This is a genomic window from Kitasatospora sp. NPDC086009, assembly GCF_044540385.1.
Taxonomy (GTDB): Bacteria; Actinomycetota; Actinomycetes; order Streptomycetales; family Streptomycetaceae; genus Kitasatospora.
Window position 1 is genome coordinate 142870 of sequence record NZ_JBITSA010000009.1, and the last position, 25150, is coordinate 168019.

The window sequence follows — 25150 nt, forward strand, 5'->3', positions numbered from 1 at the left end:
CGGGCGGAAGAGACCTCCGGCAGTGACGATGACTGTCTCGCCTACCTGCCGGAGGAGCAGTAGTGGACGTTTCCGTAAGTTTGTGGATCGGCACGATCGGTGTGCTGTTGGCCCTGATCGTGGCCGACTTCTTCATCGGCGGCCGCAAGCCGCACGAGGTGTCGGTCAAGGAAGCCGGTGTCTGGACCACGGTCTGGATCGTGCTGGCCGCCGTCTTCGGCGGGTTCCTCTGGTGGCACTCCGGCTCCAAGCCGGCCGGTGAGTTCTTCGCCGGGTACATCACCGAGAAGTCGCTCAGCGTCGACAACCTGTTCGTGTTCATCCTGATCATGGGCAAGTTCGCGGTGCCGAAGATCTACCAGCAGCGCGTGCTGATGTTCGGTGTGATCATCGCCCTGGTGCTGCGGGCGGTCTTCATCGCCGGCGGCGCGGCCCTGGTGGCGCAGTTCTCCTGGGTGTTCTTCATCTTCGGCGGCTTCCTGGTCTGGACGGCCTGGAAGCTGATCAAGGAGGCCCGGGCCGACGAGGAGGACGAGGAGTTCGAGGAGAACCGGCTGCTCAAGTCGATCGAGCAGCGCTTCCCGTCGACCGACAAGTACCACGGCACCTCGCTCTTCATCCGGGAGAACGGCCGTCGGCTGATGACGCCGATGCTGATCGTGATGCTCGCGATCGGCACCACGGACGTCCTGTTCGCGCTGGACTCGATCCCGGCGATCTTCGGCCTGACCCAGGACCCGTACATCGTCTTCACCGCGAACGCCTTCGCCCTGATGGGGCTGCGCCAGCTGTACTTCCTGATCGGCGGGCTGCTGAAGAAGCTGGTCCACCTCTCCTACGGCCTGTCGGTGATCCTCGGCTTCATCGGCGTGAAGCTGGTGCTGCACGCGCTGCACGAGCAGGGTGTGCACGTCCCCGAGATCGGCATTCCGTTCTCGCTGGGCTTCATCGTGGTGGTGCTGGCCGTCACCACGGTGACCAGCCTGATCGCCGCGAAGAAGCAGGAGCGGGCCGACGAGGCCCCGGAGAAGATCGACGCCTGATCCCCTGATCCCCGGGACCCCCGGGGTCCAGGGCGGCGGGCCCGCGACCGAGCAGTGGTCGCGGGCCCGCCGTTCGTCGTACCGGGGCTACCAGCCGCGCTCGCGCCACTCCTGGAGGTGCGGGCGCTCGGCGCCGAGGGTGGTGTCCTTGCCGTGGCCGGGGTACACCCAGGTCTCGTCCGGCAGCACGTCGAAGATCTTCTCGTTGACGTCCCGGTAGAGGCTCTCGAAGGCGGCCCTGTCGTCCCAGGTGTTCCCGACGCCGCCGGGGAAGAGGCAGTCGCCGGTGAAGACGTGCGGGTGGCCCTGGGGGTCGTCGTAGACCAGCACGATGGCCCCGGGGGTGTGCCCGACCAGGTGCCGGACGGTCAGCTCGATCTGCCCGAACCGCAGCGGCTCGCCGTCCTCCAGCAGCAGCTCGGTCGGGACGTCGATGCCCTCGGCGTCGTACCGCCCGGCGGCGGTGCGGGCGCCGGTCGCCGCGACCACCTCGGCGAGCGCGCCCCAGTGGTCGTGGTGGCGGTGCGTGGTGACCACGGTGGTCAGCTCGTCACCGACCGTCTCCAGCAGCACCGGCGCGTCGGCGGCGGCGTCGATCAGCAGCTGCTCGTCGGTGGCCCGGCAGCGCAGCAGGTAGGCGTTGTTGTCGTACGGGCCGACGGCCGCCTTGGTGATGATCAGGTGGGCCAGCTCGCGCACGTCCGGCGGCCCGCCGACCTTGACCGCTCCGTGGTACGTCATCCGTCCGCTCCTCGTCGTTCCGGGGCCGCCGTCGGCATCGCCCCTGCTGCCAGCATCGTCGCGCGGCCGGGCCGCGTCTTGTGGATCTTCCCGCGCCGGGGCCCGGCCCGGTGCGGGTGCCCGCCCCGCGTCAGCCCAGCGGCGGGAGCGCGGGCAGCGCGGCGCGGCCGTCGGCGAGCTGGTCGCCGCCGCGGTGGACCTGCAGGCCGTCGCCGTCGGAGCGGCCGGAGAGCCAGGCGGCGAGCGCCCGCACCGGGCCCTCGGCGGTCAGTCCGGGCCCCTCGCCGGCGGTGCCGATCACGGCCCGGTCCTCGGTGTCGTCGGCGACCAGCTCGACCGCGGGCAGGCCCTCGGCGCCCGCCAGCCGGTCGGACAGGCGCCGGAACTCGGCCACCGCGAAGAGCTCCGGCCAGTGCGCGGGGGAGTAGCCGGCGGCCAGGTCGACGTGGTGGTACTCGACCTCCATCAGCCGCTTCCACGGGATGTCGGCGGCCGGGAAGACGTAGCCGGTGCGGTGGCGCACCGAGGCCGTCCAGGCCCCGGGCGCCAGCGCCGCGGCGGCCGCGGCGAACCGCTCGTCGGAGTCGCGCAGGTCGTCGAGCTGGACGTCGAGCGGGCGGTCGGCGCCGTCCTCGATGCCCTGGTCGCGGGCCTCGTCGCTGGGGTACTGCGGGATGTCGGTGGCGGTCCGGGCGCCGTCGAGCAGATTGACCAGCGAGTCCGCGTTGCGGGCCAGGTGGGCCAGGACGTGGCCCCTGGTCCAGCCCGGCAGGGCGGAGGGCTCCGCGAGGGCCTCGGGCTTCAGTCCGGCCACGGTGTGCAGCAGGTGCCCGGTGCTGGTGGCGACCAGCCGGAGCCGCTCGTCGGCGAGGTCGGCGGCGGTCTGGGGGTCGGTCATCGGTGGCGGCCTCCGTCGGAGTGGTCGGCAGCGTTGCCCGCACGGGCACTCGCTCGTTGACGAGGGTGACGCTATCTCCGATGTCACGGCTGAGCAGGGCTTTTCTCGAACAGGCCCGGTCAACGTCGAGCAGGTCTCTCACTCGATCGGGTGGACTCAGCTGGACAAGGTCGAGAATCGAACGCCTGAGCTATAGGCTGGCAGGCGCATCCTGGAAGAAGTACATCTCTCACGCAAAGCCATCTCGCCCCGGAGAAAGGCGCCAGAAGCAGTGGCCGACCGCCTCATCGTCCGCGGTGCTCGCGAGCACAACCTCAAGAACGTCTCGCTCGACCTGCCCCGCGACTCCCTCATCGTCTTCACGGGCCTCTCCGGCTCCGGCAAGTCCTCGCTCGCCTTCGACACGATCTTCGCCGAGGGCCAGCGCCGATACGTCGAGTCGTTGTCCTCCTACGCCCGTCAGTTCCTCGGGCAGATGGACAAGCCCGACGTCGACTTCATCGAAGGCCTCTCCCCGGCCGTCTCGATCGACCAGAAGTCCACCAACCGGAACCCTCGCTCGACCGTCGGCACCATCACCGAGGTCTACGACTACCTGCGCCTGCTGTTCGCGCGGATCGGCAAGCCGCACTGCCCGCACTGCGGCCGCCCGATCGCCAAGCAGTCCCCGCAGGCGATCGTGGACAAGGTGCTGGAGCTCACCGAGGGCACCCGGTTCCAGGTGCTCAGCCCGGTGGTGCGCGAGCGCAAGGGCGAGTTCGTCGACCTCTTCGCCGACCTCCAGTCCAAGGGCTACGCCCGGGCCCGGGTGGACGGCGAGACGGTCCAGCTCGCCGAGCCGCCCAAGCTCAAGAAGCAGGAGAAGCACACCATCGAGGTGGTCATCGACCGCCTCACCGTGAAGAGCAGCGCCAAGCGCCGGCTGACCGACTCGGTGGAGACGGCCCTGCGGCTCGGCGGCGGCATGGTCGTGCTCGACTTCGTCGACCTCCCGGAGGGCGACCCGGAGCGCGAGCGGATGTACTCCGAGCACCTCTACTGCCCGTACGACGACGTGTCGTTCGAGGAGCTGGAGCCGCGCTCGTTCTCCTTCAACTCGCCGTTCGGCGCCTGCCCGGACTGCTCCGGCCTGGGCAACCGGATGGAGGTCGACCCGGAGCTGGTCGTCCCCGACGAGGAGAAGTCGCTGGACGAGGGGGCCATCCACCCCTGGTCCGGCGGCCACACCAAGGAGTACTTCCAGCGCCTGATCGACGCCCTCGCCGGCGAGCTGGGCTTCCGGACGGACCTCCCCTGGGCCGGGCTGCCGGCCCGCGCCAGGAAGGCGCTGCTGTACGGGCACAAGCACCAGGTCGAGGTGCGCTACCGCAACCGCTACGGCCGGGACCGCTCCTACACCACGGGCTTCGAGGGCGCGGTGCCGTTCATCCAGCGCCGGCACACCGAGGCGGAGAGCGACAGCAGCCGCGAGCGCTTCGAGGGCTACATGCGCGAGGTGCCCTGCCCGACCTGCCGGGGCACCCGACTCAAGCCGGTCGTGCTGGCCGTCACCGTCGAGGGCCGGTCCATCGCGGACGTCTCGGCGATGTCGATCAGCGACTGCTCGGACTTCCTCGGCGCGATGAAGCTCAACGCGCGGGACAAGCAGATCGCCGAGCGCGTCCTGAAGGAGGTCAACGAGCGGCTGCGGTTCCTGGTCGACGTCGGCCTGGACTACCTCTCGCTGAACCGCGCGGCCGGCACCCTGTCCGGCGGCGAGGCCCAGCGGATCCGGCTCGCCACCCAGATCGGCTCCGGCCTGGTCGGCGTGCTCTACGTGCTGGACGAGCCCTCGATCGGCCTGCACCAGCGGGACAACCACCGGCTGATCGAGACCCTGGTCCGGCTGCGGGACATCGGCAACACCCTGATCGTCGTCGAGCACGACGAGGACACCATCAAGATGGCCGACTGGGTGGTCGACATCGGCCCGGGCGCCGGTGAGCACGGCGGCAAGGTGGTGCACTCCGGCTCGCTCAAGCAGCTGCTCGCCAACAAGGAGTCGCTGACCGGCCAGTACCTCTCCGGCAAGCGGTCCATCCCGATCCCGGCCACCCGCCGCGAGCGGGACAAGAAGCGCCAGCTGACCGTCCACGGCGCCCGCGAGCACAACCTCAAGGACGTCACGGTCGGCTTCCCGCTCGGGACGTTCACCGCGATCACCGGGGTCTCCGGCTCCGGTAAGTCGACGCTGGTCAACGACATCCTCTACACCCACCTCGCCCGGGAGCTGAACGGCGCCCGCAGCGTGCCGGGCCGGCACACCCGGATCACCGGCACCGACCAGGTGGACAAGGTCGTGCACGTCGACCAGTCGCCGATCGGCCGCACCCCGCGCTCCAACCCGGCCACCTACACCGGCGTGTTCGACCACGTCCGGCGGCTCTTCGCCGAGACGCAGGAGGCCAAGGTCCGCGGCTACCTGCCCGGCCGGTTCTCGTTCAACGTCAAGGGCGGCCGCTGCGAGAACTGCTCCGGCGATGGCACCATCAAGATCGAGATGAACTTCCTGCCGGACGTCTACGTGCCGTGCGAGGTCTGCCACGGCGCCCGGTACAACCGGGAGACGCTGGAGGTCCACTTCAAGGGCAAGTCCATCGCCGAGGTCCTGGACATGCCGATCGAGGAGGCGATGGACTTCTTCGAGGCCGTCCCGGCGATCGCCCGGCACCTGCGGACGCTCAACGACGTCGGCCTCGGCTACGTCCGGCTCGGCCAGTCCGCGCCGACCCTCTCCGGCGGTGAGGCGCAGCGCGTCAAGCTCGCCTCCGAGCTGCAGAAGCGCTCCACCGGGCGGACGGTCTACGTGCTGGACGAGCCCACCACCGGTCTGCACTTCGAGGACATCAGCAAGCTGATCAAGGTGCTCTCGGGTCTGGTGGAGAAGGGCAACACGGTGATCGTCATCGAGCACAACCTCGATGTGATCAAGACCGCCGACTGGATCGTCGACATGGGCCCCGAGGGCGGCTCCGGCGGCGGCATGGTGGTGGCCGAGGGCACACCGGAGCAGATCGCGGCGGTCTCCGAGAGCCACACCGGCAAGTTCCTCCGGGACATCCTCCCGGGCGAGTTCACCGACGCCCCGGCGCCGGTGAAGGCCCCGCGCAAGCGGGCGGTCGCCAAGAAGAAGTAGCGCCGCGAGGTCGGCGGCACGACATCGGCCCGGCCGACCCCCGTTCGGGGGGCGGCCGGGTAAGGGCCGCATAGAATCACCGCCGACCGGCGCCGCGGGGGGACCCGCGGCGAACCGCAGCGACTCCAGGAGCGAACCACATGTCCGAGGCCCCCGAGAGCCCGCTGGGCGAGAACCCCGCCACCTCCCGCCGCACCCTGCTCTGCGGTGCCGCGGCCGTCCTCGCCGCAGGCGGCACGCTGGCGGTCGCCGGCTGCTCCTCGTCGTCCTCCTCCACCTCCACCTCCTCCGGGCCCAAGACCCCGGTGGACGTCGGCCCGGCCACCGCCGTGCCGGTCGGCGGCGGCACCGTCTACCGGGACAAGAAGATCGTGGTGACCCAGCCCAACGCCGGTGAGTACAAGGCGTTCAGCGCCACGTGCACCCACGCCGGCTGCATCGTCGACCAGGTCAAGAACCAGAAGATCCAATGCCCCTGTCACGGCAGCATGTTCGCCATCACCGACGGCGCGGTGCTGGACGGACCTGCGCCCACCCCGCTCCCCGCCTACTCCGTGGCGGTCGAGGGCGGCAACCTCAAGGTGACCCCGAGCTGAACCAGTTGATCTCCCCTCCGCAGCCCCGGCCCGACTCGGTACGGTGGACCCATGGCTGACCCGTCCACCTACCGCCCCGCACCGGGCGCGATCCCGACCTCGCCGGGCGTCTACAAGTTCCGCGACGCCCACGGGCGGGTCATCTACGTCGGCAAGGCCAAGAGCCTGCGGCCCCGGTTGTCGTCCTACTTCCAGGACCTCGCCGGGCTGCACCCGCGGACCGCGACGATGGTCACCACGGCCGCCTCGGTGGAGTGGACGGTCGTCGCCACCGAGGTCGAGGCGCTCCAGCTGGAGTACTCCTGGATCAAGGAGTTCGATCCCCGCTTCAACGTCAAGTACCGCGACGACAAGAGCTATCCGGAGCTCGCGGTCACCCTCAACGAGGAGTACCCGCGGGTCCAGGTGATGCGCGGGGCGCACAGGAAGGGCGTGCGCTACTTCGGCCCCTACGGGCACGCCTGGGCGATCCGCGAGACGGTCGACCTGCTGCTGCGCGTCTTCCCCGTCCGCACCTGCTCCAACGGCGTCTTCAAGCGGGCCCGCCAGGTCGGCCGGCCCTGTCTGCTCGGCTACATCGGCAAGTGCGCCGCGCCCTGCGTCGGCAAGGTCTCGGCCGAGGAACACCGCGAGCTGGCCGAGGACTTCTGCGACTTCATGGCCGGCCGCACCGGCAACTACCTGCGCCGGCTGGAAGAGCAGATGCGGGAGGCCGCCGCCGACCTGGAGTACGAGAAGGCGGGCCGGCTGCGGGACGACATCGGGGCGCTGAAGCGCGCGATGGAGAAGAACGCCATCGTCCTCGCCGACGCCACCGACGCCGACCTGCTCGCCCTCGCCGAGGACGAGCTGGAGGCGTCCGTCCAGATCTTCCACGTCCGCGGCGGCCGGGTCCGCGGCCAGCGCGGCTGGGTCACCGACAAGGTCGAGGACGTCGACACCGCGGCCCTGGTCGAGCACGCCCTGCAGCAGCTCTACGGCGGCGGCGACGGCGCCGTGCCGCGCGAGGTGCTGGTGCCCGCGCTGCCGGAGCCCGCCGAACCGGTCCGGGAGTGGCTGACCGGCCTGCGCGGCAGCCAGGTCGACCTGCGGATCCCGCAGCGCGGCGACAAGAAGGACCTGATGGCGACCGTGCAGCGCAACGCCCAGCAGGCGCTGGCGCTGCACAAGACCAAGCGCGCCTCCGACCTCACCACCCGCAGCCGCGCCCTCCAGGAGATCGCCGACGCGCTGGAGCTGGACTCCGTCCCGCTGCGGATCGAGTGCTTCGACATCTCGCACCTCCAGGGCGAGGACGTGGTCGCCTCGATGGTGGTCTTCGAGGACGGCCTGGCCCGCAAGAGCGAGTACCGCCGGTTCCAGATCAAGGGCTTCGAGGGCCAGGACGATGTCCGCTCGATGCACGAGGTGATCGGCCGTCGGTTCCGCCGTTACCTCCAGGAGCGCGAGCAGACCGGGGAGTGGGCCGTTCCCGAGGCGGACGACCCCGGCGCGCCCGCGGAGGCCGGCGCACCCGGGCCGCACGGCGCCGCCTGCGGGTCCGACGACCCCGACGGCCCGGAGGTCGTGGTCGGCCCGGTGGACCCGGAGACTGGCCGCCCGCGCCGCTTCGCCTATCCGCCGCAGCTGCTGGTCGTCGACGGCGGCCAGCCGCAGGTCGCCGCCGCCAAGCGCGCCCTGGACGAGCTCGGCATCGACGACGTCGCCCTCTGCGGCCTGGCCAAGCGGCTGGAGGAGGTCTGGCTGCCCGGCGAGGAGGACCCGGTGGTCCTGCCGCGCAGCAGCGAGGGCCTCTACCTGCTCCAGCGGGTCCGCGACGAGGCGCACCGGTTCGCCATCACCTACCAGCGCAGCAAGCGGTCCAAGCGACTCACCGCCGGGGAGCTGGACTCCGTCCCCGGCCTCGGCGAGACTCGCCGCCAGGCGCTGCTCAAGCACTTCGGCTCGCTGAAGAAGCTCCGGCTGGCCACCGTCGACGAACTCTGCGCCGTCCCCGGCATCGGACGCCGGACGGCGGAGACTGTTGCGGCGGCGTTGTCGTCCCGTCCATCCGCGACACCCGCCGTGAACACCGCCACCGGCGAGATCATCGATGACGGCGCCGTCCCGGCTGGCCCGGCGGCCGGCCCGGCGGCCGGCCCCGGGACCGACGCCGCACCCCAGACCGCACCATTCCAGGAGACGCCATGACGGCCGACGCCGTCCGTCAGCCGGCGCGCCCCGCGTTCACTCGCCCGAGTGAGCAGGGGAAGCGTGGCCGTGCCGCGCGCGTTCTCCACAGCAGAACCACCGAGAGCGGGGAACCGAAGTGACGATGTCCGACGATGGCGGCACCGCCCGACCACTGGCCGCGGGCGAGAACGTGCCGGAGCTGGTGATCATCTCCGGGATGTCCGGAGCCGGCCGGTCGACGGCGGCCAAGTGCCTGGAGGACCTGGGCTGGTTCGTGGTGGACAACCTGCCGCCGGCCCTCATCCCGACCATGGTCGACCTCGGCGCCCGTTCCCAGGGGAACGTCGCCCGGATCGGCGCCGTGGTCGACGTCCGCGGCCGCCAGTTCTTCGACGACCTGCTCACCTCGCTGGACGAGCTGGAGAAGCGCGGCGTCCGGCTGAGCGTGGTCTTCCTGGACTCCTCCGACGACGCCCTGGTCCGGCGCTTCGAGAGCGTGCGCCGCCCGCACCCGCTCCAGGCCGACGGCCGGATCGTGGACGGCATCGCCCAGGAGCGCGACCTCCTGCGCGAGCTGCGCGGCGAGGCCGACCTGGTGATCGACACCTCCAACCTCAACGTGCACCAGCTGCGGGCCAAGCTGGACGCCCAGTTCGCCGACCACGACGAGCCCGAGCTGCGCGCCACCGTGATGTCCTTCGGCTTCAAGTACGGCCTGCCGGTCGACGCCGACCTCGTGGTGGACTGCCGCTTCCTGCCGAATCCGCACTGGGTGCCGGAGCTCCGCGCCCGGACGGGCACCGACGCCGACGTCGCCGACTACGTGTTCCAGCAGCCCGGTGCCAACGAGTTCCTCAACGGCTACGCGGAGCTGCTGCGCATCATCACCGAGGGGTACCGCCGCGAGGGGAAGCGTTACATGACCCTTGCCGTAGGCTGCACCGGTGGCAAGCACCGCAGCGTCGCGATGTCCGAGCGGCTGACCAAGCGTCTGATCGCGGACGGCGTCGAAACGGTGCTGGTCCACCGTGACATGGGACGGGAGTAGCCGCCTCACCCCCTGCCGGGCCGCCGGTGGAGGCCGGCGGCGGGCAAGAGGAACGCGAGGTAGGTGTGACGGGATACGTGCCCGGGCGGCAGCCGCAGAACAAGACCGCCGACCGGACGGGGGTCCCGTCGCGCGGCGCGTCGCCCAACCGGCCGCGGACCGGCCAGGTCCGCACCAGCCCGGCCCGTACCAACCAGGCACCCCGCGGCAACCAGGCGCCCCGGATCGCCGCCCTCGGCGGCGGTCAGGGGCTCTCGGCCTCGCTCTCCGCCCTCCGCCGGCTCACCACCGACCTCACCGCCGTGGTCACCGTCGCCGACGACGGCGGCTCCAGCGGCCGGCTGCGCGAGGAGCTCGGGGTGCTGCCCCCGGGCGACCTCCGCAAGGCGCTGGCCGCGCTCTGCGGCGACGACGACTGGGGCCGGACCTGGTCCGAGGTGATCCAGCAGCGCTTCACCGGCTCCGGCGGCCTGGGCGGCCACGCCGTCGGCAACCTGCTGATCGTCGCGCTCTGGGAGAAGCTGGGGGACCCGGTCGCCGCCCTGGACTGGGTGGGCCGGCTGCTGAACGTCCAGGGCCGGGTGCTGCCGATGTCGGCGGTACCGCTGGACATCGAGGCGGTCGTGCGCGGCCACGACCCGGCCAGCCCGGGCGAGCTGTCCGCCGTCCGGGGCCAGGCGAGCGTCGCCGTGACGCCCGGCACCGTGCAGTCCATCCGGCTGCTGCCGGACGGGCCGCCGGCCGTCCCGGAGGCCGTCACGGCCGTCCGGGAGGCGGACTGGGTGGTGCTCGGGCCCGGCTCCTGGTTCACCAGCGTGCTGCCCCACCTGCTCGTCCCCGAGCTCGCCGAGGCGCTCACCGAGACCCGCGCGCGCCGGCTGCTCACCCTGAACCTGGCCCCGCAGCCCGGCGAGACGGAGGGCTTCACCCCGCAGCGCCACCTGGAGGTCATCGCCGACCACGCACCCGCCCTCGCGGTGGATGCGATCCTGGTGGACGAGCGCGCCGTCACCGGCGGCGCCTTCGGCCAGGCGGACCTGGCCGGCCTGGAGAAGGCCGCGGAGCGGATGGGCGCGGCCCTGGTGCTCGGCCGGGTCGCCCGTACCGACGGCACGCCGCGACACGACCCGGAGCTCTTGGCCGCCGCGTACGACCGGATTTTCCGGACACATGGAAGGATCGGGCCATGGCGATGACTCCAGCGGTGAAGGACGAAATCAGCCGGCTCCCGGTCACCCGGGCCTGCTGCCGCAAGGCGGAGGTCTCGGCGATCCTGCGTTTCGCGGGCGGGCTGCACATCGTGAGCGGCCGCATCGTGATCGAGGCGGAGCTGGACACCGGGGCGGCAGCGCGACGCCTGCGCAAGGACCTCCTGGAGATCTTCGGACACTCCTCGGACCTGGTGGTGATGGCGCCCGGCGGTCTGCGGCGCGGCAGCCGCTACGTGGTGCGGGTGGTCAAGGACGGCGAGCTGCTGGCGCGGCAGACCGGTCTGGTGGACGGCCGCGGCCGGCCGATCCGGGGCCTGCCCCCGGCCGTCGTCTCCGGGGCGACCTGTGACGCGGAGGCGGCCTGGCGGGGCGCCTTCCTGGCGCACGGCTCGCTCACCGAGCCCGGCCGCTCCTCCTCGCTGGAGATCACCTGCCCCGGCTCCGAGGCGGCCCTCGCCCTGGTCGGCGCGGCCCGCCGGCTCGGCATCCCGGCCAAGGCCCGCGAGGTGCGCGGCGTCGACCGGGTGGTGATCCGGGACGGCGACGCCATCGGCGCGCTGCTGACCCGCCTCGGCGCCCACGAGTCGGTGCTGGCGTGGGAGGAGCGGCGGATGCGGCGCGAGGTCCGGGCCACCGCCAACCGCCTGGCCAACTTCGACGACGCCAACCTGCGCCGCTCGGCCCGGGCCGCGGTCGCGGCCGGCGCCCGGGTGCAGCGCGCGCTGGAGATCCTCGGCGAGGAGGTGCCGGACCACCTGGCCGCCGCCGGCCAGCTGCGGATGCAGCACAAGCAGGCCTCGCTGGAGGAGTTGGGCGCCCTGGCCGACCCGCCGCTGACCAAGGACGCGGTGGCCGGCCGGATCCGCCGGCTGCTGGCGATGGCCGACAAGCGCGCCTCCGAGCTCGGCCTGCCGAGCACCGAGGCCAATCTGACCGACGAGATGGCGCTCAACTAGCGATCACAGCCAGTGACGACAGACCAGCCGGTGTCCGGATTCCGGGCACCGGCTGTGCCGTGTCCGGACGGTGCGGCCGGGGGGCTTCGGACCGGTCCGCGCGGGCCGCGACCAACTGCCCCCGACGGCAAGGACGGAAGCCCTGCTCGCACCCTCTTGACACGCCACGCCAAGGCGTCCGACCCGGCCTGATGTGCCCTCCCAGGCCTGGGAGAGGTAGGGTCATAGGCGGTCGGGGACCTCCCAAATTCCACCCCGTCGGCATAGCTCCGGCGTACCTAACGAGGAGATCGGTTCGTGACGATCCGGGTAGGCATCAACGGATTCGGCCGCATCGGCCGCAACTTCTTCCGTGCGGTCAAGGCTCAGGGCGCGGACATCGAGATCGTCGGTGTCAACGACCTGACCGACACCAAGACCCTGGCGCACCTGCTCAAGTACGACTCGATCCTGGGTACCTTCCCGGGCGAGGTCTCGCACACCGAGAACAGCATCACCGTCGACGGCAAGACCTTCAAGGTCATCGCCGAGCGTGACCCGGCCAACCTCCCCTGGGGCGAGCTGGGCGTGGACATCGTGATCGAGTCCACCGGCATCTTCACCAAGGCCGAGGCGGCCAAGAAGCACATCACCGCCGGTGCCAAGAAGGTCATCATCTCGGCGCCCGCCACCGACGAGGACGTCACCATCGTGATGGGCGTCAACGACGAGAAGTACGACGCCGCCAAGCACGACGTGATCTCCAACGCCTCCTGCACCACCAACTGCGTGGCGCCGCTGGCGAAGGTGCTCAACGAGAACTTCGGCATCGTCAAGGGTCTGATGACCACGGTGCACGCGTACACCAACGACCAGGTCACCCTGGACTTCCCGCACAAGGACCTGCGTCGCGCCCGCGCCGCGGCCCTCAACATCATCCCGACGTCCACCGGTGCCGCCAAGGCCACCGCGCTGGTCCTGCCGGAGCTGAAGGGCAAGCTGGACGGCACCTCGCTGCGCGTCCCGGTCCCGACCGGTTCGATCACCGACCTGGTCGTCACCCTTGAGCGCGACGTCACCGTCGAGGAGGTCAACGCGGCCTTCCAGAAGGCCTCCGAGGGCTCCCTCAAGGGCATCCTGCAGTACACCGAGGACCCGATCGTCTCCTCCGACATCGTGAACTCGCCGTTCTCCACGATCTTCGACTCGCTGATGACCATGGTCCAGGGCAACCAGGTCAAGGTCTTCGGCTGGTACGACAACGAGTGGGGCTACTCGAACCGCCTCGTCAACCTGACCACCCTCGTCGGCGGCCAGCTCTGACGCAGCGGGAGCTGACGTGAAGTAGGGGGGAGGGCCCGGACACCGCACGCCGTCCGGGCCCTCCGTCTGCGCACCCTCGAAACTCAACTCCCAGGCGGCCCGCCGTTGTGCCGCTGCCAACAGCGCAACCATCTCCCCAGGAGACCGAAGACCGTGAAGACCATCGAAGACCTCGACGTCGCCGGCAAGCGCGTGTTCGTCCGCGCCGACCTCAACGTCCCGCTGTCCGACGGCACGATCACCGACGACGGCCGGATCCGCGCCGTCGCCCCGACCATCGCCAAGCTCGTCGAGCGCGGTGCGAAGGTCGTCGTCGCCTCCCACCTCGGCCGCCCGAAGGGCGAGCCCGACCCGCAGTTCTCCCTCGCGCCGGTGGCCGCCCGCCTCGGCGAGATCCTCGGCACGCCGGTCTCGTTCGCGACCGACACCGTGGGCGAGAGCGCGAAGGCCACCGTCGCCGCCCTGGCCGACGGCGAGGTCACGCTGCTCGAGAACCTGCGCTTCAACGCCGGTGAGACCAGCAAGGACGACGCCGAGCGCGGCGCCTTCGCCGACGAGCTGGCCGCGCTGGCCGAGCTGTACGTCGGCGACGGCTTCGGCGCCGTGCACCGCAAGCACGCCTCGGTGTACGACCTGCCGGCCCGCCTGCCGCACGCCGTCGGCGACCTGATCGCCGCCGAGGTGGCCGTGCTCAAGCGGCTCACCGAGGAGGTCGAGCGGCCGTACGTGGTCGTCCTGGGCGGGTCCAAGGTGTCCGACAAGGTCGGCGTGATCGAGAACCTGCTCGGCAAGGCCGACCGCATCCTCATCGGCGGCGGCATGGCGTACACCTTCCTCGCGGCCCTGGGGCACGAGGTCGGCATCTCGCTGCTGCAGAAGGACCAGATCCCGGTCGTCCTGGACTACCTGGAGCGGGCGAAGGCGAACGGCGTCGAGTTCGTGCTGCCGGTGGACATCGCGGTCTCCGGGTCGTTCCCCGACACCAAGACCCACAAGCCGGTCGAGGACTTCGCGGTCGTCGACGCCGACAAGATCCCCGCGGACAAGGAGGGCCTGGACATCGGCCCGAAGACCCGGGAGCTGTTCGCGGCAAAGCTGGCCGACGCCAAGACGGTGTTCTGGAACGGTCCGGTCGGTGTCTTCGAGCACCCGACCTTCGCCGAGGGCACCAAGGCCGTCGCGCAGGCCCTGCTCGACAGCGACGCGTTCACCGTGGTCGGTGGCGGCGACTCCGCCGCGGCCGTCCGCATCCTGGGCTTCGACGAGACGAAGTTCGGGCACATCTCGACCGGCGGTGGCGCCAGCCTTGAGTACCTGGAGGGCAAGACGCTCCCCGGTCTCGCCGCCCTGGAAGGCTGAGGCAATGACTGAGCGTCTCCCGCTGATGGCGGGCAACTGGAAGATGAACCTCAACCACCTTGAGGCCATCCAGCACACCCAGAAGCTGGCGTTCGCGCTGGCCGACAAGGACTACGAGTCGGTCGAGGTCGCCGTTCTGGTGCCGTTCACCGACCTGCGCTCGGTGCAGACCCTGGTCGACGGCGACAAGCTGAAGATCAAGTACGGCTCGCAGGACATCTCGCAGCACGACTCCGGTGCCTACACCGGCGAGATCTCCGGCCCGATGCTGTCGAAGCTGAAGTGCACCTACGCGGTGATCGGCCACTCGGAGCGCCGCCAGTACCACGGCGAGAACGAGGAGATCGTCAACGCCAAGGTCAAGGCCGCCTACCGCAGCGGGGTCACCCCGATCCTCTGCATCGGCGAGCCGCTGGAGATCCGCAAGGCCGGCACCCACGTCGAGTACACCCTGGCCCAGCTCGACGGCGCCCTGCAGGACGTCCCGGCCGACCAGGCCGAGTCCGTCGTGGTCGCCTACGAGCCGGTCTGGGCGATCGGCACCGGCGAGGTGGCGACCCCCGAGGACGCCCAGGAGGTCTGCTCGGCCATCCGCAAGCGGATCGCCGAGCTGTACGACGCCCCGCTGGCCGAGAAGGTCCGGGTGCTCTACGGCGGCTCGGTCAAGTCCTCCAGCGCGGCCGGCCTGATGGCCAAGCCGGACGTCGACGGCGGCCTGATCGGCGGTGCCTCCCTGGACGCCGACGAGTTCGTCAAGATCGTGCGGTACCGTGACCAGGCAGTAGGCTAACGCCGCCGCAGCAACGTAGGCTTTGGGGCCGGACCGCATCGTGCGGCCCGGCCCCTTCGCCGAAGATACGAGAGAGTTGGTCCCGCCGTGGTTCTCGGGTTCTCGATTGCCCTGATCATCTTCAGCCTGCTGATGATCCTCCTGGTGCTGCTGCACAAGGGGAAGGGCGGCGGCCTGTCCGACATGTTCGGTGGCGGCGCGATGTCCACCGGCGGCGGCTCGGCCGTGGCCGAGCGCAACCTGGACCGCATCACGGTCATCGTGGGTTTCGCCTGGTTCGCGTGCATCATCGTGCTCGGCCTGGTGCTCAAGTACAAGAGCTGACGTATCTCTGACGGCCTGTCGCCCCGCGGCCTATGCTGGAACGGTCCGGGGCGGAGTCGGTGACGGTGCATCCTTAACTCCTGCTTACACTAGGACGACTTTAGCCACCGACGCGCACCGCGGCGGGTCGGCGCACCAGCACGCAGGGAGTCAGACCGTGGCAAGTGGCAACGCCATCCGTGGCAGCAGGGTCGGAGCCGGCCCGATGGGCGAGGCGGAGCGCGGCGAATCCGCCCCCCGCAACCGGATCTCCTTCTGGTGTGCCAACAAGCACGAGACCCGTCCCAGCTTCGCCGCGGAGGCGGTCATCCCGGACACCTGGGACTGCCCGCGGTGCGGGTTTCCGGCCGGTCAGGACGAGCACAACCCGCCGGCCCCCTCGCGCAACGAGCCCTACAAGACCCACCTCGCCTACGTCCGTGAGCGGCGCACCGACGCCGACGGCGAGGCGATCCTCGCCGAGGCGCTGGCCAAGCTGCGCGGTGAGATCTGAGCACCTGACCGACGCCGAAGGGCGCCACCGTGGAGAACGGTGGCGCCCTTCGTCATGCCGTCGGGCCGAACGCGGTCAGGCCGAGGCCGGCGGGTACAGCTGCGGCGGGAGCTGAGCCGCCGCCGCGCGGTCCAGCAGCCACAAGGTCCGGCTCCGTCCGTGGGCACCCGAGGCGGGCGCCTGGAGCTCGCCCGGGCCGGACAGGGCCAGTGCCACGGCGCCGGCCTTGTCCTCGCCGGCCGCCAGCAGCCAGACCTCGCGGGCCGCCCGGATGGCCGGGAGGGTGAGCGAGATCCGGGTCGGCGGGGGCTTGGGCGCACCGCGCACGCCGACCACTGTCAGCCCGGTCTCCCGGACGCCCGGGTGCTCGGGGAAGAGCGAGGCGACATGGGTGTCCGGGCCGACGCCGAGCAGCAGCACGTCGAAGGCGGGCACGCCGAGGCGGTCACCCGGACCGGCGGCCTTGGCCAGCTCCTCCGCGTACCGGGCCGCGGCGGCCTCGACGTCCGAGCCGTCGACGCCGTCCGAGGCGGGCATCTCGTGCACCCGGGCCGGGTCGAGCGGGACGGCGTCGAGCAGTTCCGCCCGGGCCTGGACGGCGTTGCGCTCGGCGTTGTCGGCGGCGACGAAGCGCTCGTCGCCCCACCAGAGGTCCAGCCGGGCCCAGTCGACCGCGTCCCGGGCGGGGGAGGCGGCGATGGCGGCGAGCAGCGCGTTGCCGTTGCGCCCGCCCGTGAGCACCACCGAGGCGGTGCCGCGGGCGGCCTGGGCGTCCACGATCCGGGTGATCAGCCGGGCCGCGGCCGCCTGGGCCATCAGCTCCTTGTCCCGGTGGACGACCAACTGCGGGGTCGCCGCCGTCACGAGGACGCCTTCTTGCCGGTGCGCTTGGCCGGGGCCTTCTTCGCCGGGGCGGCCTCCCCGGCCGGCTCCGACGCGTCCTGGACCTTGGCGGTCACCCGGGTCGGGTTGGCCACCGCGGCCTCGGAGACCACCGCCCGGGTGGCCTCCTCGGCCGCCTCGGTCTCGGCGGTGTCCGGCTGGCTCAGCCGCTCGACCGGCGTGCGGACGGCCGTCGCGTAGATGTCGTCCGGGTCGAGCCGGCGCAGCTCCTCCGCGATCAGCTCGGACGTCTCGCGACGCTTGAGCGCCACCTGGCGGTCCGGCGAGCCGGGCATCGACAGGGTGCCCATCAGGCCGTCCGGGCGGTCCAGGGTGATGTCCCCGTCCTTGGTGCGCAGGTGCACCGCGGTGATGCCCGGGCCGCCGGTGACGACCCGCTCGACCGGCACGTGCAGCCGGTTGTGCAGCCAGAGGCCGAGCAGCTCGACGCTGGGGTTGTACGACTCGCCCTCGACCACCGCGGAGGTGACCTCGGAGGGTCGCTGGTCCAGTGCGGCGGCCAGCATCGAGCGCCAGCCGGTGATCCTGGTCCAGGCCAGGTCGGTGTCGCCCGGGGTGTAGCTCTGGGCCCGCTGGGCGAGCTGGCCCACCGGCGACTCGGCGGTGACGGCGTCGGTGATCCTGCGCTGGGCGATCGAGCCCAGCGGGTCCTGTGCCGGGTGCAGCGGCGCATTCTCGGGCCACCAGACCACCACCGGGGCGTCCGGCAGGAGCAGCGGCAGGACGACCGACTGGGCGTGCGCGGCGAGCTCGCCGTGCATGCGCAGGACGACCGTCTCGCCGGAGCCGGCGGCGGTGCCGACCAGGATCTCGGCGTCCAGACGGGTCTCCGCGCGCGCCCGGGGCGAGCGCCCGGCGCGCTTGATGACCGCCAGGGTGCGCGAGGGGTGCTCGCGGGAGGCGTCGTTGGCGGCCTTGAGGGCGTCGTAGGCGCTGCCCTCGTCGGTCACGATCACCAGGGTGAGCACCATGCCGGCGGCGGTGGAGCCGCTGGCGCGGCGCGCCTCCATCAGGGCTGCGTTGATCTTGCTGGACGTGGTGTCCGTGAGGTCGATCTTCATGGCCGGCGCCAGCTCCTGCCGTCTCGTGCGAGCATCTCGTCGGCCTCGACCGGACCCCAGGTCCCTGCCGGGTACTGGGCGGGCTTGCCGTGGTCGTCCCAGTACTTCTCGATCGGGTCGAGGATCTGCCAGGAGAGTTCGACCTCCTGGTGGCGCGGGAACAGGTTGGCGTCGCCGAGCAGCACGTCGAGGATGAGCCGCTCGTAGGCCTCCGGGCTGGACTCGGTGAAGGACTCGCCGTAGGCGAAGTCCATCGTGACGTCCCGGACCTCGAAGGAGGTCCCCGGCACCTTGGAGCCGAACCGCACCGTCACGCCCTCGTCCGGCTGGACCCGGATGACCAGGGCGTTCTGCCCCAGCTCCTCGGTCGCGTAGGAGTCGAACGGCAGGTACGGGGCGCGCTGGAAGACCACCGCGATCTCGGTGACCCGGCGGCCGAGCCGCTTGCCGGTGCGCAGGTAGAACGGCACCCCGGCCCAGCGCCGGTTGTTGATCTCCAGCTTGATGGCCGCGTAGGTGTCGGTCTTGGAGTCCGGGTTGATGCCGTCCTCGTCGAGGTAGCCGAGCACCTCCTCGCCGCCCTGCCAGCCGGCCGCGTACTGGCCGCGCACGGTGTGCTTGCCCAGATCGGCCGGGAGCTTGACGGCGCTGAGCACCTTGAGCTTCTCGGCCACCAGCGCCTTGGGGTGGAACGAGGCCGGCTCCTCGATGGCGGTGAGCGCCATCAGCTGGAGCAGGTGGTTCTGGATGACGTCGCGGGCCGAGCCGATCCCGTCGTAGTAGCCGGCCCGGCCGCCGATGCCGATGTCCTCGGCCATGGTGATCTGCACGTGGTCGACGTACGACCGGTTCCAGATCGGCTCGAACATCTGGTTCGCGAAGCGCAGCGCCAGGATGTTCTGGACGGTCTCCTTGCCCAGGTAGTGGTCGATCCGGAAGACCTCGTCACGGGGGAAGACCTCGTGGACGATCCGGTTCAGCTCCTGGGCGCTCTCCAGGTCGTGGCCGAAGGGCTTCTCGATGACGGCGCGCCGCCAGGAGCCCTGGGGCGGGTCGGCCAGGCCGTGCTTCTTCAGCTGCTGGACGACGGTCGGGAAGAACTTCGGCGGTACCGAGAGGTAGAACGCGAAGTTGCCGCCGGTGCCCTGGGCCTTGTCGAGCTCCTCGATGGTCGCCCGGAGCTTGTCGAAGGCGTCGTCGTCGTCGAAGGTGCCGTGGACGAAGCGCATGCCCTTGGCGAGCTGCTGCCAGACCTCCTCGCGGAACGGGGTCCGGGCGTGCTCCTTGACGGCGTCGTGGACCTCCTTGGCGAAGTCCTCGTCCTTCCACTCGCGGCGGGCGAAGCCGACGAGCGAGAAGCCCGGCGGCAGCAGGCCGCGGTTGGCCAGGTCGTAGATGGCCGGCATGAGCTTCTTGCGGGACAGGTCGCCGGTGACCCCGAAGATGACCAGGCCGGACGGCCCCGCGATGCGCGGGAGCCGCCGGTCGGTGGGGTCACGAAGCGGGTTGACGGGAGCGGCGGGAGCGTCGCTCGGGTCCGAGTCCGACGTCAACTCAGGGAAATCAGTGCTCACTGGATGTGCTCCGCTTTCGTGCGCTGGCTGTGAGCAGGGGTCACTTCTCGTCGGCGAACGAGGCGAGCGAGGCGGTGACGGTGTCGAGCAGCTCGTTCCAGGACTGCTCGAACTTCTGGACGCCCTCGTCCTCCAGGACCTGGACCACGTCGTCGTAGTCCACGCCGGCGGCGGCGATGGCGGCCATCACCTCGGTGGCGTCGGCGTAGTTGGCGACGATGGTGCCGCCGGTGATCACGCCGTGGTCGCCGGTGGCCTCCAGGGTGGCCTCGGGCATCGTGTTGACGGTGCCGGGGGCGACCAGCTCGGTGACGTAGAGGGTGTCCGGCAGGGCCGGGTCCTTGACGCCGGTGGAGGCCCAGAGCGGGCGCTGCGGCTTGGCGCCGGCGGCCTCCAGGGCCTTCCAGCGGTCGCTGCCGGCGGTCTTGCCGTCGACGCTGCCGAAGACCTCCTCGTACGCCTGGTAGGCCAGGCGGGCGTTGGCCAGGGCGGCCTTGGAGCGCAACTGCTTGGCGTCGCCGCCGACCTCGTCGAGGCGCTTGTCGATCTCGGTGTCCACGCGGGAGACGAAGAAGGAGGCGACCGACTCGATCTGCGAGAGGTCCAGGCCCTTGGCCTTGGCGGCCTCCAGACCGGTCAGGAAGGCGTCGATCACCGCGCGGTAGCGCTCCAGCGAGAAGATCAGCGTGACGTTGACGCTGATGCCCTTGCCGATGACCTCGGCGATCGCGGGCAGGCCGGCCTCGGTGGCGGGGATCTTGATGAAGACGTTCGGGCGGTCGACCAGCCACCAGAGCTGCTTGGCCTCGGCGACGGTCGCGGCCGTCTCGTGGGCCAGCCGCGGGTCGACCTCGATGGAGACCCGGCCGTCGCGGCCGTTGGAGGCGTCGTAGACCGGGCGCAGCACGTCGGCGGCGTCCCGGACGTCCGAGGTGGTGATCATGCGGACGGCTTCGTCGGTGGTGACCTTGCGGACGGCGAGGTCGCGCAGCTGGCCGTCGTAGGAGGAGTCCCCGCCGCCGATGGCCTTCTGGAAGATGGTGGGGTTGGTGGTGACGCCCACCACGTGCTTGTTCTGTACCAGCTCGGCGAGGTTGCCGGTGTTCAGTCGCTTCCGGCTGAGGTCGTCCAGCCAGATCGCCACGCCTTCGTCGCTGAGGCGCTTCAGTGCGTCAGTCATGGTGCTCAGTCCTTCTTCTGTCTTCATCTGTCTGTGGGGTCGTCAGACGGGCCGCGTACCCGCTGTGCGGGCGGGCACGCGGCCCAGGCGGTACTAGCGGTTGACGGCTTCGAGCGAGCGCAGGGCGTTGTGCGCCTCCGCGACGACCCGCTCGGCGGTCAGACCGAACTCCTCGAAGAGCACCTGGTAGTCGGCGGAGGCGCCGAAGTGCTCCAGCGAGACGATCCGGCCGTGGTCGCCGACCAGCTCGCGCCAGCCCTGGGCGATGCCGGCCTCGACCGAGACGCGGGCCCGGACCGACGGCGGCAGCACGCTGTCGCGGTAGGCCTGGTCCTGCTCCTGGAACCACTCGAAGGACGGCAGCGAGACCACGCGGGTCGCGACGCCCTCGGCCTCCAGGACCTCGCGGGCCCTGACGGCCAGCTGGACCTCGGAGCCGGTGGCGAGCAGGATCAGCTGCGGGTCGCCGGTCGACGCCTCGGCCAGGACGTAGCCGCCCTTCGCGGTGCCCTCGGCGGAGCCGAAGACCTCGCGGTCGAAGGTCGGGACGTTCTGGCGGGTGAGCGCCAGGCCGACCGGGCCCGGGTGGCTGCTGTGCCGCTCGACGATGGTGCGCCAGGCGACGGCCGTCTCGTTGGCGTCGGCCGGGCGGACCATCGACAGGCCCGGGATGGCGCGCAGCGAGGCGAGGTGCTCGACGGGCTGGTGGGTCGGGCCGTCCTCGCCGAGGCCGATCGAGTCGTGCGTCCAGACGTAGGTGACCGGCAGCTTCATCAGCGCGGCCAGGCGGACGGCCGGGCGCATGTAGTCGGCGAAGACCAGGAAGGTGCCGCCGAAGACCCGGGTCCCGCCGTGCAGCGCGATGCCGTTCATGGTCGAGCCCATGGCGTGCTCGCGGATGCCGAAGTGGATCGTCCGGCCGTAGGGGCTGGCCGACTTCAGCGGGTTGCCCTCGGGGAGGAAGGAGCTGTCCTCGTCGATGGTGGTGAGGTTGGACTCCGCGAGGTCGGCCGAGCCGCCCCACAGCTCCGGGATCACCGCGCCGAGCGCCTTGAGGGTCTCGCCGGAGGCCTTGCGGGTGGCGACGTCCTTGCCGGCCGCGAAGACCGGGACGGCCTTCTTCCAGCCGTCGGGGAGCTCGCCGGCCTGGATACGGTCGAACTCGGCGGCGCGGTGCGGGTGGGCGGCGCGCCAGGCGTCGAGGGAGCGCTGCCACTCGTCGCGGGCGGCCTTGCCGCGCTTGATCACCTGGCGGGCGTGCTCGATGACCTTGTCGCTGACCTCGAAGGTCTTCTCCGGGTCGAAGCCCAGGACCTTCTTGGTGGCGGCGATCTCGGCGGCGCCGAGCGCGGAACCGTGCGCCTTGGCGGTGTTCTGCGCGTCCGGGGCCGGCCAGGCGATGATGGTGCGCATCGCGATGATCGACGGGCGGGAGGTCTCGGCCTTGGCCGCGGCCAGCGCCTCGGCCACGAGGGCCACGTCGATGTCGCCGTTGGACTTCGGGGCGACCCGCTGCACGTGCCAGCCGTACGCCTCGTAGCGCTTGAGCACGTCCTCGGAGAAGGCGGTCTCGGTGTCGCCCTCGATCGAGATGTGGTTGTCGTCGTAGAGCGCGACCAGGTTGCCCAGCTTCTGGTGGCCGGCCAGCGAGGAGGCCTCGGCGGAGATGCCCTCCTCCAGGTCGCCGTCGGAGACGATGGCCCAGATGGTGTGGTCGAACGGCGACTCGCCGGCGGGGGCGTCCGGGTCGAACAGACCGCGCTCGAAGCGGGCGGCCATCGCCATGCCCACGGCGTTGCCGATGCCCTGGCCGAGCGGGCCGGTGGTGGTCTCGACACCCGCGGTGTGACCGTGCTCGGGGTGGCCCGGGGTGCGGCTGCCCGCGACCCGGAACGCCTTGAGGTCGTCCAGCTCCAGGCCGTAGCCCGAGAAGTAGAGCTGCGTGTAGAGGGTCAGGCTGGTGTGCCCGGGAGAGAGGACGAAACGGTCGCGGCCCACCCAGGCCGGGTCGGTCGGGTCGTGGCGCAGGAAGCGCTGGAAGATCAGGTACGCCGCCGGGGCCAGCGACATGGCCGTCCCGGGGTGTCCGTTGCCGACCTTCTGGACCGCGTCCATGGCCAGGACGCGGGCGGTGTCGACCGTCCGCTCGTCCAGCTCGGACCACTCGAATGCATTCGTCGGCGTCGTGCTCACCCTGTCTCAGGGCTCCTTCCGTTGTGAAGAGTGACCCCGTGAAGGGGACCGGGTCGGCCACGTCGATGGGGCCGGACGCTGGGTGGTGCCGGTCACGGAGGGTAGATCCCGCTTCTCGGTGCGAGCCTACCGTCCGGGTCGGGGATCACCCTCCGTGCTGAGACAACGGGCATTTCCGTATGGCGATTCCCACGAGGGTTCGAAGGGTTCTTTTGTCCCAGCCTCTCCCGGTTTCACGGCCTCTGCCCGTTCGGGGGCCGGGGCGGGGGACAGGTATCGCAGCAGGTCGGCTTCGTGTGTTCGCCCAGGGGTTCACCCAGGGGTGTGCGTTCCGCCCCGCCCGGGGGACCCCGGAGCCGGTGGGGAGATATGGAGCGTCTAAGGTGGCGTGGTACGCGCAGAGCGGACGATTCGGGAACATCGTTCCGGTGGACGCCTGCGAAGATTCATCTTCAGTTGGGGTGTTAGTGACCGCCGTCGAATCCCGTCCCGCCGGGGTCACCGGGGCGACGCCTGCGCACCGGCCGTTCGGGGCCCGTGTCGGCGCATTCGTCGCACTGACCAAGCCTCGGATCATCGAACTGCTGCTGATCACCACCGTCCCGGTGATGTTCCTGGCGCAGCGCGGTGTCCCGGATCCGCTGCTGGTCCTCAAGGTGGTCATCGGCGGCTACCTGTCGGCCGGTGGCGCCAACGCCCTCAACATGTACATCGACCGCGACATCGACGCGGTGATGTCGCGCACCGAGCGGCGGCCGCTCGTCACCGGGATGGTGTCACCGCGCGAGGCGCTGGTCTTCGGCATCGCGCTGGCGGTCGGTTCCACGCTCTGGCTCGGCTTCCTGGTCAACGCGCTCTCCTCGCTGCTGGCGCTGTCGGCCCTGCTGTTCTACGTGTTCGTCTACACGCTGGGGCTGAAGCGGCGCACCGCGCAGAACATCGTCTGGGGCGGGATCGCCGGCTGCATGCCGGTCTTCGTCGGCTGGGCGGCGGTCACCGGCTCGGTGTCCTGGTCGGCGCTGGTGCTCTTCCTGGTCATCTTCTTCTGGACACCGCCGCACTACTGGCCGCTGTCGATGAAGGTGCGCGAGGACTACGAGCGGGCCGGCGTGCCGATGCTCCCGGTGGTCAAGGGCAACCTGGCGGTCGCCAAGCAGATCGTCCTCTACTCCTGGGTGATGGTCGCCGTCTCGCTGGCGCTCTGGCCGCTGGCGGAGACCAGCTGGCTGTACCCCGTCTCGGCGGTCGTGCTGGGCGCGGCCTGGCTGAAGGAGGCGCACGGACTGTACGCCCGGGCCAAGGCCGGGGTGGTCGGCGCGAAGCTCAAGGAGATGCGCCTCTTCCACTGGTCGATCACCTACCTGACGCTGCTGTTCGTGGTGATCGCGGTGGATCCGTTCGTGAAGTAGCCGCCGACGCGGAGAAGGGGCCCCGGTCTTCGGACCGGGGCCCCTTCCGCGTCTCAGCGCGGGGGCAGTTCGGAGGGTCCCACCCGGTCGTCCAGCCAGTCCCGCAGCGGCTGGGAGGCCCGCAGGAAGCCGGTGATCCGGTCGTGGGCGGCCCGGGTGCCGAGCCACGCCGCCGGCGGCCACTCCTGCCAGGCGACCAGCCCCTTGTGGCGGAGCAGCTCGATCCGCGGGTGGTCCCGGGGGTAGCCGCGCGGCGCGGACCTGAGGCTGTCCCGGCCGACCACCTCCGGCCCGGCCGCGCGGACCCGGGCGATCACCCGCTCCAGCTCGGCGCCGCCGACCTCCTCGGCGACGGCGGCCCGGTAGCGCGCCAGCTGGTCCGGGGCGAGCCGGTACAGCCCGTTGCCGCAGGCCAGGCCGTCGGCGGAGAGCTGGATGTAGCCGCCGCCCTCCAGGTGGGCGCCGATGTGCGTCTTGTACGGGGACTTGTCGGCGCTGAACCGGACGTCCCGGTTGGGGCGGAAGATCTTGCCCGGCCCGAACCCTGGCTCCAGCTCGGCGAGCAGTCGCTCCATCGGCTCCCGCACGGCGTGCTCGTACCGGTCCTTGTGGGACTGCCAGAAGGTCCTGGAGTTGTCGGTCTCCAGGTGCTCGTAGAACTCTAGGGCCTCGGCCGGCCAGCCTTGGAAGGTCACCGCTCCAGTATGTGGTCCGGTGCACAG

21 protein-coding genes are annotated in these 25150 nt (G+C 71.1%); 13 read left to right on the top strand and 8 right to left on the bottom strand.

What is annotated here, in order from left to right:
* Positions 1-62 precede the first annotated feature (62 nt).
* Positions 63-1043, top strand: coding sequence for a TerC family protein (locus tag ACIF6L_RS22290; protein WP_396489963.1), 981 nt, complete (start codon positions 63-65; stop codon positions 1041-1043).
* Between the two features lie 87 nt (positions 1044-1130).
* Here the strand turns inward: ACIF6L_RS22290 and ACIF6L_RS22295 are convergent, their stop codons facing one another.
* Complete coding sequence (locus tag ACIF6L_RS22295) at positions 1131-1784, bottom strand: MBL fold metallo-hydrolase (RefSeq protein ID WP_329490002.1); 654 nt, start codon at positions 1782-1784, stop codon at positions 1131-1133.
* A gap of 130 nt (positions 1785-1914) precedes the next feature.
* Positions 1915-2682 (bottom strand): maleylpyruvate isomerase family mycothiol-dependent enzyme, encoded by a 768-nt coding sequence (locus ACIF6L_RS22300; protein WP_396489964.1) that lies wholly within the window; start codon positions 2680-2682, stop codon positions 1915-1917.
* Between the two features lie 271 nt (positions 2683-2953).
* Here ACIF6L_RS22300 and uvrA point away from each other — a divergent pair, with 271 nt between their 5' ends.
* The 11 genes from uvrA (at position 2954) to ACIF6L_RS22355 (ending at position 16108) form a co-directional block, all read left to right on the top strand.
* Positions 2954-5857: an excinuclease ABC subunit UvrA gene (uvrA, locus tag ACIF6L_RS22305; RefSeq protein WP_329490004.1), complete on the top strand. Its 2904-nt coding sequence runs from the start codon at positions 2954-2956 to the stop codon at positions 5855-5857.
* Between the two features lie 140 nt (positions 5858-5997).
* Positions 5998-6453 carry a Rieske (2Fe-2S) protein gene (locus ACIF6L_RS22310; protein WP_396489966.1) on the top strand — a complete coding sequence of 152 codons (456 nt, stop codon included), beginning with the start codon at positions 5998-6000 and terminating at the stop codon, positions 6451-6453.
* 51 nt (positions 6454-6504) lie between these two features.
* Positions 6505-8643: an excinuclease ABC subunit UvrC gene (uvrC, locus tag ACIF6L_RS22315; protein WP_396489968.1), complete on the top strand. Its 2139-nt coding sequence runs from the start codon at positions 6505-6507 to the stop codon at positions 8641-8643.
* 124 nt (positions 8644-8767) lie between these two features.
* Positions 8768-9673: an RNase adapter RapZ gene (gene rapZ, locus ACIF6L_RS22320; RefSeq protein ID WP_329490007.1), complete on the top strand. Its 906-nt coding sequence runs from the start codon at positions 8768-8770 to the stop codon at positions 9671-9673.
* Positions 9674-9750: 77 nt separating this feature from the next.
* On the top strand, positions 9751-10869 hold the full coding sequence (gene yvcK, locus ACIF6L_RS22325) for a uridine diphosphate-N-acetylglucosamine-binding protein YvcK (RefSeq protein WP_396490095.1): 1119 nt from the start codon (positions 9751-9753) through the stop codon (positions 10867-10869).
* Positions 10860-11840, top strand: a complete 981-nt coding sequence (whiA, locus tag ACIF6L_RS22330; protein WP_329490008.1) for a DNA-binding protein WhiA — start codon at positions 10860-10862, stop codon at positions 11838-11840. The genes yvcK and whiA overlap by 10 nt, the downstream gene beginning before the upstream one ends.
* 297 nt (positions 11841-12137) lie before the next feature.
* Positions 12138-13142 (top strand): type I glyceraldehyde-3-phosphate dehydrogenase, encoded by a 1005-nt coding sequence (gap, locus tag ACIF6L_RS22335; protein WP_329490009.1) that lies wholly within the window; start codon positions 12138-12140, stop codon positions 13140-13142.
* 153 nt (positions 13143-13295) lie between these two features.
* Complete coding sequence (locus ACIF6L_RS22340) at positions 13296-14501, top strand: phosphoglycerate kinase (RefSeq protein WP_329490010.1); 1206 nt, start codon at positions 13296-13298, stop codon at positions 14499-14501.
* A gap of 4 nt (positions 14502-14505) precedes the next feature.
* Complete coding sequence (gene tpiA, locus ACIF6L_RS22345) at positions 14506-15291, top strand: triose-phosphate isomerase (protein ID WP_329490011.1); 786 nt, start codon at positions 14506-14508, stop codon at positions 15289-15291.
* An 87-nt stretch (positions 15292-15378) separates the two neighbouring features.
* On the top strand, positions 15379-15615 hold the full coding sequence (gene secG / locus ACIF6L_RS22350) for a preprotein translocase subunit SecG (RefSeq protein WP_329490012.1): 237 nt from the start codon (positions 15379-15381) through the stop codon (positions 15613-15615).
* Between the two features lie 205 nt (positions 15616-15820).
* Positions 15821-16108, top strand: coding sequence for an RNA polymerase-binding protein RbpA (locus ACIF6L_RS22355; protein WP_030308030.1), 288 nt, complete (start codon positions 15821-15823; stop codon positions 16106-16108).
* A gap of 75 nt (positions 16109-16183) precedes the next feature.
* On the opposite strand, the gene pgl is transcribed toward ACIF6L_RS22355, so the two are convergent.
* The 5 genes from pgl to tkt all read right to left on the bottom strand — a co-directional run bounded on the left by pgl (position 16184) and on the right by tkt (position 23019).
* A complete protein-coding gene (gene pgl, locus ACIF6L_RS22360; protein WP_329490013.1) occupies positions 16184-16972 on the bottom strand; it encodes a 6-phosphogluconolactonase in 789 nt (262 codons plus the stop codon).
* A complete protein-coding gene (opcA, locus tag ACIF6L_RS22365; protein ID WP_359804429.1) occupies positions 16969-18072 on the bottom strand; it encodes a glucose-6-phosphate dehydrogenase assembly protein OpcA in 1104 nt (367 codons plus the stop codon). Before opcA ends, pgl begins: the two co-directional genes overlap by 4 nt.
* A complete protein-coding gene (gene zwf / locus ACIF6L_RS22370; RefSeq protein WP_329492285.1) occupies positions 18069-19625 on the bottom strand; it encodes a glucose-6-phosphate dehydrogenase in 1557 nt (518 codons plus the stop codon). The genes opcA and zwf overlap by 4 nt, the downstream gene beginning before the upstream one ends.
* A gap of 61 nt (positions 19626-19686) precedes the next feature.
* Complete coding sequence (tal, locus tag ACIF6L_RS22375; protein WP_396489971.1) at positions 19687-20826, bottom strand: transaldolase; 1140 nt, start codon at positions 20824-20826, stop codon at positions 19687-19689.
* 93 nt (positions 20827-20919) lie between these two features.
* Positions 20920-23019 (bottom strand): transketolase, encoded by a 2100-nt coding sequence (gene tkt, locus ACIF6L_RS22380; RefSeq protein WP_329490016.1) that lies wholly within the window; start codon positions 23017-23019, stop codon positions 20920-20922.
* Positions 23020-23486: 467 nt separating this feature from the next.
* On the opposite strand from tkt, the gene ACIF6L_RS22385 reads away from it, so the two are divergent.
* Positions 23487-24428 (top strand): heme o synthase, encoded by a 942-nt coding sequence (locus ACIF6L_RS22385; protein WP_329490017.1) that lies wholly within the window; start codon positions 23487-23489, stop codon positions 24426-24428.
* 53 nt (positions 24429-24481) lie between these two features.
* On the opposite strand, the gene ACIF6L_RS22390 is transcribed toward ACIF6L_RS22385, so the two are convergent.
* Positions 24482-25123: a DUF2461 domain-containing protein gene (locus ACIF6L_RS22390; RefSeq protein ID WP_396489973.1), complete on the bottom strand. Its 642-nt coding sequence runs from the start codon at positions 25121-25123 to the stop codon at positions 24482-24484.
* Positions 25124-25150 lie beyond the last annotated feature (27 nt).

Bases quoted from the DNA above. Each gene is read 5' to 3' on its own strand.
- rapZ (WP_329490007.1), top strand. From the start codon at position 8,768: ATGTCCGACGATGGCGGCACCGCCCGACCACTGGCCGCGGGCGAGAAC.
- uvrC (WP_396489968.1), top strand. From the start codon at position 6,505: ATGGCTGACCCGTCCACCTACCGCCCCGCACCGGGCGCGATCCCGACC.
- ACIF6L_RS22300 (WP_396489964.1), bottom strand. From the start codon at position 2,682: ATGACCGACCCCCAGACCGCCGCCGACCTCGCCGACGAGCGGCTCCGG.
- tpiA (WP_329490011.1), top strand. From the start codon at position 14,506: ATGACTGAGCGTCTCCCGCTGATGGCGGGCAACTGGAAGATGAACCTC.
- ACIF6L_RS22310 (WP_396489966.1), top strand. From the start codon at position 5,998: ATGTCCGAGGCCCCCGAGAGCCCGCTGGGCGAGAACCCCGCCACCTCC.
- ACIF6L_RS22355 (WP_030308030.1), top strand. From the start codon at position 15,821: ATGGGCGAGGCGGAGCGCGGCGAATCCGCCCCCCGCAACCGGATCTCC.
- tal (WP_396489971.1), bottom strand. From the start codon at position 20,826: ATGACTGACGCACTGAAGCGCCTCAGCGACGAAGGCGTGGCGATCTGG.
- whiA (WP_329490008.1), top strand. From the start codon at position 10,860: ATGGCGATGACTCCAGCGGTGAAGGACGAAATCAGCCGGCTCCCGGTC.
- opcA (WP_359804429.1), bottom strand. From the start codon at position 18,072: ATGAAGATCGACCTCACGGACACCACGTCCAGCAAGATCAACGCAGCC.
- ACIF6L_RS22295 (WP_329490002.1), bottom strand. From the start codon at position 1,784: ATGACGTACCACGGAGCGGTCAAGGTCGGCGGGCCGCCGGACGTGCGC.